Consider the following 10,758-nt stretch of genomic DNA (forward strand, 5'->3'; position numbering starts at 1 on the left):
GTCTCCCGTGGTGGCTGATCGCCGAGAGGGGGCTTGGCTTTCCCGAAGAAGGCTTCCTTGCGCATGCAGTGGAGTGGGTCTCCCCACTGAGGCGGATCGACGGTGACGACAAGGATAGGGATGCTCTATCCGGCCTCGTCGGTTATGTGCACGTAGGTGCAGTCCCAGCGGATCCTGTCGCCCACGAAGTCGGTGATCCACTTGTGGAGCTCGACCCGATCATGCTCAATGACTCCGTGGTAGCCGTCCGGGTCTGCCCCGACGACCAGGTGCCCGTACCCCTCGGCGTCTTGCTCGGCGTCGTCGGGCATCCGGTTCGCGAACCCGATGATGGCGCGCGCCACGTGCGCCCGGCCGTGCTTGTCGGCCTTGTTCTTCGGCTGGAAGTCCAAGGTCGACTTCCACTCCAGCCAATGCTTCTCGTCCGCCGCACTCGCTCTGCGCACCGCCTCGACGAGCGTCTTCTGTGTGGCCGCGTCACGCGCCGCGCGGCGGCTGTCGTAGTCCAGCGCCATGGCACCCTCCTAGCCCCACGCTACGTCAGCGCTCCGACAGCCTCGCGCGTCCGCGACCCGGCGCTCTCCGCCATGCATCCTCCCGCCGGTTAGGTGGACCATGCGGCACGCAGGCATAGATGACCGGCGGGCGGTCAGTGCTCGACTGTGATCACGATGACGATGAAGCGGGCCGCGACCGCTGCGGCGGTTCTGACGCTGCCCTTGGCCGCTCCGGTCTCCGCGACCACGCACCCGGCCGGACAGCCTGGCGCAGCAGCCGGGGGTGTTCCGCTGCGGGAGGCCGTCGCTGCGTTGCCGGTCGCGGCCGAGCAGCGCGAGGGGTATGACCGGGGCCTGTTCCGGCACTGGATCGATGAGGACGGCGACTCGTGCTCGACCAGGGCGGAGGTGCTGCTGGAGCAGGCGGTGGTCGCGCCGGAGCAGGGGGATCGGTGCCGACTGACCGGGAGCCGCTGGTACTCCTACTTTGACGACCGCTATGTGGACGGGTCCCGGGGACTGGACATCGATCTTGGTGCACCTCGCTGAGGCGTTCGATTTCGGGGCCTACGCCTGGACGGCGGAGCGGCGGGAGCGGTGCGCCAACGACCTCGGCGATGAACCCGCTGGGAGCTGACAGTGGACCCGGTGGAGGCCGGACGCGCTGTCCCGGGCTGCGGAGCGGTGTCCGAACCGACCCATTGCCGTGGAGCCTGGCGAGTAGCCAGGCTCGTCTCGCTTCACTGGTGGTGCTGGATCCGTTTTGTGGGGGACGACGCGGAGTCTCAGCACTCCGTCTGTGCCGCCTGTCGCGTAGAGGCGGCTGTCGGGTGCCAGAGCGGCGGCGGTGATGGAGCCCTGATGCTCGCCGGGAAGTACAGCGATCGGGCTCCAGGTGGCGGTGTCCCACAGGCGGATGACGCAACTGCGGTCCCGATCGGTCTTTCGACGTGGCGACGTGCCCGTGGACGGCTACTAGAACGTGTCCCGTCCGAGGAGAAGGTAACGCTGCGCACCTGCTGCCCGTCGCAGCTGAGCGGCTCGTGGATCATCTCCTGGCTGGCGGCGTCCCACAGCTGAAGGTCCGTGCCAGCGGTCACCAGCTCGCGGCCGTCGGGGGTGAAGGCGACCGCGCAGACGGCTCCTTCATGGCCCCGCATCGGGCTCGCCGATCTTCCCAGGAGCCGCAGGGTCCCACAGTTGAGCGGCCCCGGTCGTTGTGACCGGTGAGCAGCAGTCCGGCCGAAGAGATCACCGGGCGGGCGCTGAGGTTCGCGCCCAGGGGCTTGCCGACCCTGCGCGGTGCGGCGGGATCGGTGATGTCCCACAGCCGGAAGGTCTTGCTGACCGTGACCAGCAGGCGCCCGTCTGAGGAGAAGGCCACCTGCCAGGGTGTGCGGGGGTCATTGCCATGGCCGTCGAGCGGCTCGCAAACCAGGTTGCGGGTCGTGAGGTCCCACAGGCGTGCGGTGCCGTCCTCGCTGACGGTGGCCAGCAGCCGACCGTCCGGGGAGAAAGCCACCGCGCGGACGAAGTCGATGTGCCCAAACAAGGGTGGGCCCTGCCGCTGCTGGGTCACGGGTGTCCCACAGTTGTACTGTCCTCGGGCCGTGCGCAGTGGCCAGCTGGGTTCCGTCGGGTGAGAACGCGGCGGCCCCGTACCCCCTGGGTGTCCTTCGCCATCGGGTGCATCGGGATGCCCTCGCCGCGGCGTACCGCGGTCTGGAGTACCTGCGCGGCCAGGGCGCTGCCTTCCTCCGGCCCGGGGCCGGGTGCGGCGCGTCTGGTGATCTTCTGGTCCTGCTGTGCCCGGCGAAGTTGCTGCCAGCACTGCCGCCAGGTGTCCAGGCCAGGGTGCTCACGGGGCGCGATCTTTCCAGTGTCGTAGGTGATCAGGATCCGCACCAGGGCCATGAAGTAGTCGTATCCGGGCAGGGAGAGGCCCCGCAGGGCTGAGCTGACACCGGAGGGCGACAGGCTCCGGTCGCGCGGAGCGCGGGAAGCTATTTGGTCCAGCGTCGGTGAACCGTGCACTGCCTGCAGGGTGCGCAGTTCTGCAGCGGCCTCGCGCAACTGCTCCTCAAATGAGTGCCCCCGCCACACCCCTGATGCCCTGACTCGGCTTCATCATCGGCCCCCTCTCCCCTGAGAGATCCCAGGCTAGAGCCATGTTCTTGCAGTACGTCGCAGAATTTCGAGGTCTCTTGCATAGCAGCGCAGAGCCCTGCAGGAACATTGTCGTGCGGGCGGGTACGGCGTTCTTGTCTCGATACGGCACCTGAGCGGCGCTGTTCCTACCGTGAGGCCCACGGCTTACCGCCAGGCCGGGAGACGCGTCGAGAAGCAGGCCCCCGCAGGGCTTTCATTCCTGACAAGGCGTCCAGCGGTAGGCCAGTCACACATGAACCTCACGGAGGGCTTCCGCATGGACAGCACAACGCTCGCGTCGGCACCCACGGAGCGGCGCCGGAGCGCTTTGGGACCCAGCACCGCTCCAGGCGGGGAGAAGGAAGGTTCCCTGTCGCTCACAGCGGATGCCTGAACGGGAGCCAGCGGCCGGACAGCCGTGTGATGAGCGGCCATGAGCAGCGCTGACACTGCATTGCTTTCCGTGGCCGACGCGGGCATGCCCTGGCCTATCGTTGCGCTCTTGGGCATAGCCACCCTGGCCCTGACCGCACTCAGGACGGTCATCCCGCAGCATTCCCGCGACCGCCTGATCTGGTGGCAAGACCGCCGACGGCACCGGGAACGGCTCCAATCTCTGCAAGACCGCAAAGCGAAGCAGGAGGAGTGACCAGTACGCCCACCGTTTCCCCGGCTTGGCGCACCGGACCCGACGGGCCGAGGCCAACCGCCGTGCAGGAGCGGCTCCTGGCCGCAGATCATGCCAGGCTACCCGCGGGGGCTGGGGCGGCTCAGTGACGCGGCGGGGGGATGCCGCGAGGTCGGGCTGTGGCCTCAGGCGCCGTGGCGGCGAGGCAGGTGAACGCGGGCGGCAGCGCGGCGTGAGCGGGGACGTGCTGCGGCAGGGGACCGGCGGCCCCGGCGGGCGGCAGGCAGGATGCGCGGCGTGGCCACGGCGGGAGGCCGGCGCTCGGGAGAGCCAGGCGACGATATCGGCTTGCACGGAGGAGCCGGCGCGGCGGGTCACCTCGTCGCGGGCGGCTCCGTCGCCCGCCTGTATGCCGCCATCGTGCGCCGCCCCCGGGTGGTCCAGGGAGGCGGGAAGTCGGCGCTGGTGAGGGGCCAGTGAATTTCCGCGGCGTGCTGCTTCTGAGGCATGCGGCGGGCGGAGGGGATGCGGGGGTGGTGGGGGACGGTTGAGGTGGGCGTAGTCGGCAGGTTTCGGCGAAGTCGGTGAGGTTGGTGTAGCCGACGGCTTGGGTGGTGGTGGCTGAACAGGGGCGCTGCGGTGTCTTCCAGCAGGGTCCGCAGGTAGGTGGCGGCTTGGAGGAGGGGGGCGGCCCAGGCGGGGACGGGGTGGGGGTGTCCTGGTGAGCCGGGGTACTCGGGGGTGGGGGAGCGTGAGGGTCGCGGCGTCGCGGGAGAGGCCACGACTGCGGGTGGCGTCGAGCTGGCCGAGCCGGGCGGCGGTGAAGACGGCGGTGGCCAGCTGGGCGGCGAGGTGGGGGTAGGCCGTGGCGGTGTCGAGGCGGTGGGCGACTTCCCCGGCGGTGGCCTCCGGCACGGGGGCGGGCAGGCGGGGGTGCGTGGCGGGGCTGTCGGTCATCAGGGGCAGGAGGTTGGGCAGATTGAGCCAGCGGCCGGACAGCGGGCGCCGTGGGGGTGGGGGTGGCGGTGAGGGGTCCGGGGTGCCGGGGGTGAGAGGCAGGACGGCCTGGGCTTCGGCGAAGCGGTGGGGAACGCCGGCCAGCGCTTGGTGAAGGGATGGGGTGGGGGTGGCGCGGTGGCAGACCAGGCTCAGGCGGATACCGGTGCGCCGGCGCAGCTGGAGGAGGTGTTTGCCAGCCGCGTGGGCCGAGGAGGTGGGCGCGCAGCCAGATCAGGTGGGTGATCTGGTGGGCCAGGAGCCAGGCGGTGGCGATGGCCCAGGGGGTGGTGGTGTCGTGGTGGTGGCGTCCGGGGAGGGGGACGGGTTTGTCGAGGGCGGCGAGGATGTCGTAGGCCGCGGCGAGGGCGGAGTCGGTGGCGGGGGTGGGGTGGATGGTGATCTGTCCGGCGTCGGGGTTGTGGGCCAGCAGGGCGGCGCGGGTGTGGGATGCGTCGTCGCCGGGGTCGGTCACCACGGTGACCGCGGGCGGATGGGGGCAGGTCAGCATCAGGCGCGGGTGCGGGTGGAGAGCTTGCTGTAGGTCCAGCGCAGCAGGTCGTCGCCGACGGTGGTGCGGCCGGTTTCTTTCATGCCGACGGTGAGGTGGTGGGTGATCTTGGCCCAGGCGCGGAAGTTGCCGTGGGCCGCTTCGCGGTCGCAGGTGGCGATCAGTTCGGGGTCGGTGTCCGCCCAGACGGGGTGGAAGGCGGGGATGACGGTGAGGACTTCCTCCATGGGCATGGGGTTGATCTCCTGCCAGGAGTAGACCCGGGATTCGAGCATCGGCTCGCTTTGCAGCATCTCGAAGCAGCCGTTGCCGCCGGTGAAGATGATCGTCAGGTCGGTGTCGGTGTCGGTGTCGTCCCACAGGTAGCGCAGGTACTCGAAGCAGAGTTTGGACAGCCACTGGGCCTCGTCGCACACCAGCACCCGTGGTTCGGTCAGCGCCGCGCGCAGCATGCGGTCGAACTCGATCGCGTGGGCGGGCGGGCGGCCGTGGAGGCCCAGGGCGTGGAAGAGCTCGTGGCGCAGGTCGCGGGTGCTGGGGCGGGCACGGAACTGGATGCGGTGGGTGCGGGTGGGTGCCAGCTCGCGCAGGGACGCGTTGACGGCGAAGGACTTGCCGTGCCCGGTACGGCCGTAGACGCAGATCATCGCTTTGGCCTCGATCGCGGCCCGGATGTCCTCACGCACGCGTAGCAGGGCTTTGGTGCCGACGACCTGGGCGCCGGACAGGCGCATGTAGTGGTCCTCGCGCTCCCTGGGCAGGCGGCCGGTACGGCCCGCGGCAGAAGTCATCCGTCCTCGCTCTCTCGGGCGGCCGGGTCGCCAGCTCCCGTCGCATGCCGGTGCTGTGCCTCGGGCCCGGCGGCCTCGTATGGGGTGGTGTCGGCAGTGGTCGGGCGGCGGGGGCGGGCCCAGGTCGGGGGCGGCTCGCGGGGCGGCACCAGATCCGGCAGCGCCCGGGCAGCCAGGTCATGGGCCCGCGCGTCATCCAGCTCGGATGCAGCCTCTTGGGCGGTCAGCGCGGCGTTGCGCCGAGGGGCGGCGGGGGTGGTGGCGGCGCTGTAGCGGGTACGTCGCAGCCGTTCGGCGGCTTTGAGGTCCGCGCGGCGTGCTCTGGCTGCAGCGTCCCGGGCGGCAGTCAGCGCCTTGCGCTGTTCCTCGGTGGCCTGGTCGGCCAGATACGCGGTGCCCAGATGGCGGCCGGGGTCGGCCGCGTCGAACACCTCGATCTGTACGTCGTCGTGGGGAAGGTGCCGCACCCTCACCCTGGTGCCGACGTGGCCGACCATCCACGGCGCGATGTAGGCGCGGCGGCGCCAGGTGACGCCACTGGTTGAGATCTTTCGCGTCCTACCGTCGTCCTCGAGCGCGAAGTACGCCAGGTGCTGGGCCGGCACGTCCTCGATCGGGGTGGGGTCGGCCTCCCACGCCTGCTGCGGAGTGATCTCGCCTCCCAGTCCCGCAGGGTGATGCTGGGTATTCCACCAGCGCACCCAGTCCAGCAGCACCTCGACGAACGCGGCGAAGGACAGCAGCGGCGTCGAGCCCTCACCCTTGCGGGAGCCGGCCGGGCGTGCGCGGCGGGTGTAGCCGGGAAGGGAGACCAGCAGCATCTCCTCCACCGCGTCGTTCAGCTGCTCGATCGTGCCTTTCAGATGAGGGCTGTAGGGCGGCAGGTCATACACCGGAACAGCGAAGTTCCCCAGAGCCTGGGTGACCGTCTTGCACAGGAATTCCTTACCGCGGTCAACCCGTACCAGCGACGGCAGGCCGCCGAAAGGGAAAGGCTCCACGCGGCTGATCCCAACACGCAACGCGGCCAGGACCGCATCCCGAGACGGCTGGTGGGGCGTGACCGCAACCCCCGTGACCGCTCTCGTCGCACAGTCGATGAACCACGTGATCCACGGGCACTGCGCACCACCCTCGACATCCACCCGCACCGGGGCGCGCTTGTGGTCTCCCTCCCAGCAGGCGTTCCGCCACTGCCGCGGCCGGCGCCCGAACACGTCATACCGCCGCCGCTCCCGCTCCCCTCCCCGCAGCCCAGCCCGCTCCCCCGCCGACAACTCCCGTGCCACCGCCCGCTGCAGCGCACGCAAAGACGGCACGACCGCGCCCGGATCACCCTCCGCCTCAGCCACAAGCTGCCGGTGCACCGCGGCCACATTGCCACCCCACAGTGCCAACAACGCCCTGGTCCTCGGGGTCACCATCACCGACGCCCGCACCCGGGCTGTCAAACGACCCTCCCGCCGCGCCACGGCCACCCAGTTCCACACGGTCCGCTCAGACACCCCCACGGCGCCAGCCACCAGCCGTACATGAGCAGACGTCAACTCACCCCGGCCATCCAGCGCCATCAACCGCGCCACAGCCCCCGACCGCGACACCAGAACCGACATAGCTTCAGCACAGTGGTCCTGACCACCCACCACCCACTCCTTCAGACGACACCCCCCTATGAACCCCGGGGGTCACCACTGACGAGCCCACCCTGTCCACCCCCGCACGACACCAACCCGCACACCAGCCGACAGCACACGAAACAGTGCAAACCGGCAGCACAACGTTTCAGCACGGCATGACTACTGAAATCCCCTCACACCGCCTGCCACCCACATGCTTTCCAACACGACACACAAACTTCAGCGAGAAACGACACCAACCTTCAGCACACCCGCGACACCACCCCACCACCCCGACCAGCACAAACCACCCACCCGACCACTGAAACCAAGTGACACCCGACCACTGACAAACAACTGGCGCCTAACAGGGCGCGGCGTGGGGTGCTGGAGCGGGCTGTGTCCGGTGAAGGCTTCACGGGTCCTTTTCTGCCGGTGTTTGACCTGCTGGTGGTGGATGAGGCGCACCGTACGTCGGGTGATCTGGGGAAGTCGTGGGCGGCGGCGCTGGATCAGCAGCGGGTGCCGACGGCACGCCGGCTGTTCATGACGGCGACGCCGCGGCTGTGGGAGGCGCCGCCGGCGTCCGGCGGGGAGGGCCGTCTGGTGGCCTCGATGGACAACGAGGCGCTGTACGGGCCGATGCTGTTCGAGCTGGAGTTGATGGAAAGTGTCGAGAGGGGGTTGCTGGCGCGGTGGGAGATCGACGTCCTGGAGATCACCGACCCCCAGGCACCCGGCCCGGAGGCAGACGCTGAGGAAGTGCAGGGGCGGCGCCTGGCCGCGCTGCAGGCCGCACTGCTGACCCACCTGGACGACGTCGGCGGCCGGTCCCTGCTCACCTTCCACTCCACAACACTGGCCGCCATGGCCATGGCCCGCTCCCTGCCCGGCACAGCCGCCGAACTCCACGCCGGCGACCCAGCCTCCTACCCAGCCCGAGTGGGGTCGGAGTGGCTGTCCGGAGAACATCCCGCCACCTACCGGCGAGAAGTGCTCGGGCGGTTCGCCGACGGCATCACCGACGACGGATGGGTCGCCGACGCACAGATCCTCGCCTCCTGCCAAGTCCTCGCCGAAGGCGTCGACATCCGCGGCCGCGCCGGCGTCGACGGCGTCGTCCTCGCCGACCCACGCTCCTCCCCCGTCCAGATCGTGCAAATCCTCGGCCGCGCACTGAGACAGGAACCCGGCGAAGGCAAAGTCGCCCGCATCATCGTCCCCATCTACCTCGCGCCCGGCGAGCGGCCCGAGGCGATGATGACCTCCGGGGCGTACCGCCCCCTGGCCCAAATCCTGCAGGGCCTGCGTTCTCATGATGCCCGCATCGCCCAACGACTCATGCTCGCCACCCGCACCGCATCCGGCCAACCCACCAACGTCCTCGAACTCGACCCGCACGCCCCGAAACCCACCAAGGCCAGCCACCACGCGGGCGGGACCGACGACCACGACCAGGAGCAGCCGGACGACGGCCAGGCGCAGCGGGGCGAAGTCGGCCAGGGCGAGGACGGCCCGGAGCAGCCGGGCGACGGCGAGCGGGACGAGGAGCAGCAGGACGAGGGGCGGGGCGCGGCGGCCGGCGAGGGTGCGGAGGTGCCCTTGCTGCGGTTCTCCCAGCCGCGGGACCCGGCCGTCATCGCCCGCTGGCTGCGCACCCGCGTCATCCAGCCCGACAGTGAGATCTGGCTGACCGGCTACGAAGCCCTGCGGGAATGGGTGGACCGGCACGGCGACGCCCACGTGCCGACCGGCGCCGTCATCCACGTGGACGCCGGCGACACCGCGGGCAGAGGTGGGCGCAGGGCGTATCCGGTCGGGCAGTGGGTCAGCGAGCAGCGGCGTGCCTTCTCTGATGGGGTGCTGCGTCCGCACCGGTGGGAGTTGCTGGACGAACTCGGCATGGTCTGGGACGTCGCCGACGCACGATTCCAGCACGGGCTCCTCGCAGCCCGTGCCTATTTCGAGGAATACGGCACGCTGTGCGCACCACGCGACGCAGTAATGGACGGATTCGCCGTCGGGCAATGGCTGGAGAATCTCCGTAAGGGCGTCATGGCGGTGACGGATGAGCGGGACAGAGCGCTGCGGGAAATCGACGAGCACTGGAAACCGGAATGGACGGTCTCCTGGCAACGCCGCTACGCCGCCCTCGCCTACCTCCTCCACGGCGAAGACGGCACCCCGAACGTGCCGCCGGGGGTGCGGGTGAACGGGATCGACGTCGGCACCTGGTTGCAGCGGCAGACTTCACCGGCTGGCTGGGCGCATCTGGTGGCCGGACAACGGGAGCTGCTGGAACGGCTCGGCATCCCCGCCGCCCCCACGCCGACAGCCGGAGCCGCTGACGGCGCAGCGCATGGGGAGGCGCCGGCGCCGGTACCCGGCCTGGAAAAGACATGGACAACTTCGAACGCGGCCTGGCCGCCGCACGCCAATACCTCGCCCGAGAAGGCCACCTGAAGGTGCCGAGGAAGCACGAAGAAGTCCTCCACCCCGCCAACGAGGACGGCACGGAGTCAGAAGACCGGACCCCCGTGGCCGTCCGGTTGGGGGTGTGGACCAGTAACCAGAAGGCACGCCGCGCCCAGCTCGCCTCCGCCCGACGTCAAGCCCTCGCAGACCTCGGGTTCGCATGGGCGCGATGAGTCCCCGTCCCCGGCCCAGCCGCAATGGGCTGCGCTCGCCGGTCCAGGCTGAAGCCTGTGTCCCGAAGGTTTGCTACCGGGGCACGTTGCGCCCATTACCGGATGGGCGGATAGGCCGTTTAGCTCTGCGTGCACGATGTGGGGTGGAAGGAAGCGAGGCTGGGGCGTTCCGATGTCGAGTCGATGGATGTGCTGTTCCAGGCTGCGGACAGGACGACGGTGTGTTCGAGGTGGTCGACGGCCGCCGCTGAGGTGGACTTCGAGCGCTGTCCCCCGTTGAGGCCGTTCCCGATCCGTAGAGGCAAGCGGCTGGCGCCGGGGTGGTGGTGGTCGGCCACCACCGGGCGGCTGGTGCACTACGGGTCCGCAGCAATGCGGCTGCATGTGATGCTGCTCGACCGTGACCCGCGCGTTAGTGGCCTGGCTGCCCGTCCGCTGGAGTTGCGGTGGCGCGAGCGTGGTGAGACGCGCATGCATGCTCCTCAGCTCATGCTTCGCCTGGCTGATGGCGAGGGTGTGCTGGCCGACTGCAGGGCCAGCCAGGAACTTTCGCAGCGCCAGCGCTCCCTCGCGGCGGTGGTGGGGGAGATCTGTGGGGCAGTGGGCTGGCGTTACTGGGTGTTGGGGCCGGTGAATCCGGTTTACCGGCGCAATGTGACCTGGCTGGCCCGATACCGGCACCCGCGATACCACGGTGGACAGCGTCTGGCCGCCGCGCTCGAGGACACGTTCGCCCATCCGGCGCCCCTGTGGGATGGCGTACGCGCAATCGGGGACCCGCTGCTGGTGCTTCCCGCGCTGTTCCATGCCTTGTGGGCGGGACAGCTCGCGGCGGATCTGGCCGCGGCAATGCATGAGCGGATGCTGGTGTGGACGCAGGTGGAGCGGTGAGGGCGGGCAGCGGGGGGCTGAGCGGGCCGGTC

General features: G+C 70.0%; 11 protein-coding genes. 5 read left to right on the plus strand and 6 right to left on the minus strand.

All coding sequences use genetic code 11. The features are described from left to right. Positions 1-125 precede the first annotated feature (125 nt). Positions 126-515 (minus strand): hypothetical protein, encoded by a 390-nt coding sequence (locus tag O7609_RS00410; RefSeq protein WP_269742885.1) that lies wholly within the window; start codon positions 513-515, stop codon positions 126-128. Positions 516-671: 156 nt separating this feature from the next. Between O7609_RS00410 and O7609_RS00415 the strand changes: the two genes are divergently transcribed. Then, the gene (locus tag O7609_RS00415) at positions 672-1,046 is read left to right on the plus strand and encodes a hypothetical protein (RefSeq protein WP_269742886.1); all 375 of its coding nucleotides are present in this window, start codon (positions 672-674) and stop codon (positions 1,044-1,046) included. A 236-nt stretch (positions 1,047-1,282) separates the two neighbouring features. On the opposite strand, the gene O7609_RS24660 is transcribed toward O7609_RS00415, so the two are convergent. The 3 genes from O7609_RS24660 to O7609_RS00425 are packed head-to-tail and all read right to left on the minus strand — an operon-like array spanning position 1,283 to position 2,531. Beyond that, entirely contained in the window at positions 1,283-1,657 is a 375-nt protein-coding gene (locus O7609_RS24660) for a WD40 repeat domain-containing protein (protein WP_443071973.1), read from the minus strand. After that, a complete protein-coding gene (locus O7609_RS00420) occupies positions 1,594-2,076 on the minus strand; it encodes a WD40 repeat domain-containing protein (RefSeq protein ID WP_269742898.1) in 483 nt (160 codons plus the stop codon). The genes O7609_RS24660 and O7609_RS00420 overlap by 64 nt, the downstream gene beginning before the upstream one ends. Continuing rightward, positions 2,073-2,531 carry a hypothetical protein gene (locus O7609_RS00425; RefSeq protein WP_269742899.1) on the minus strand — a complete coding sequence of 153 codons (459 nt, stop codon included), beginning with the start codon at positions 2,529-2,531 and terminating at the stop codon, positions 2,073-2,075. The genes O7609_RS00420 and O7609_RS00425 overlap by 4 nt, the downstream gene beginning before the upstream one ends. Before the next feature lie 547 nt (positions 2,532-3,078). Between O7609_RS00425 and O7609_RS00430 the strand changes: the two genes are divergently transcribed. After that, complete coding sequence (locus O7609_RS00430; protein WP_269742888.1) at positions 3,079-3,294, plus strand: hypothetical protein; 216 nt, start codon at positions 3,079-3,081, stop codon at positions 3,292-3,294. Between the two features lie 1,485 nt (positions 3,295-4,779). Here the strand turns inward: O7609_RS00430 and O7609_RS00435 are convergent. Both O7609_RS00435 and O7609_RS00440 read right to left on the minus strand, forming a co-directional pair. Beyond that, positions 4,780-5,571: an ATP-binding protein gene (locus tag O7609_RS00435; RefSeq protein ID WP_269742890.1), complete on the minus strand. Its 792-nt coding sequence runs from the start codon at positions 5,569-5,571 to the stop codon at positions 4,780-4,782. Continuing rightward, on the minus strand, positions 5,568-6,572 hold the full coding sequence (locus tag O7609_RS00440) for a Mu transposase C-terminal domain-containing protein (RefSeq protein WP_269742891.1): 1,005 nt from the start codon (positions 6,570-6,572) through the stop codon (positions 5,568-5,570). The genes O7609_RS00435 and O7609_RS00440 overlap by 4 nt, the downstream gene beginning before the upstream one ends. 1,050 nt (positions 6,573-7,622) lie before the next feature. On the opposite strand from O7609_RS00440, the gene O7609_RS00445 reads away from it, so the two are divergent. From O7609_RS00445 to O7609_RS00455, 3 genes are all read left to right on the plus strand, one after another. Then, positions 7,623-9,650, plus strand: a complete 2,028-nt coding sequence (locus O7609_RS00445) for a DEAD/DEAH box helicase (RefSeq protein WP_269742892.1) — start codon at positions 7,623-7,625, stop codon at positions 9,648-9,650. After that, entirely contained in the window at positions 9,587-9,835 is a 249-nt protein-coding gene (locus O7609_RS00450) for a helicase associated domain-containing protein (RefSeq protein ID WP_269742893.1), read from the plus strand. The genes O7609_RS00445 and O7609_RS00450 overlap by 64 nt, the downstream gene beginning before the upstream one ends. Positions 9,836-10,018: 183 nt before the next feature. Then, a complete protein-coding gene (locus O7609_RS00455; RefSeq protein WP_269742894.1) occupies positions 10,019-10,726 on the plus strand; it encodes a TnsA-like heteromeric transposase endonuclease subunit in 708 nt (235 codons plus the stop codon). Positions 10,727-10,758 lie beyond the last annotated feature (32 nt).

The sequence above is a fragment of the Streptomyces sp. WMMC1477 genome, assembly GCF_027460245.1.
Classification (GTDB): Bacteria; Actinomycetota; Actinomycetes; order Streptomycetales; family Streptomycetaceae; genus Streptomyces.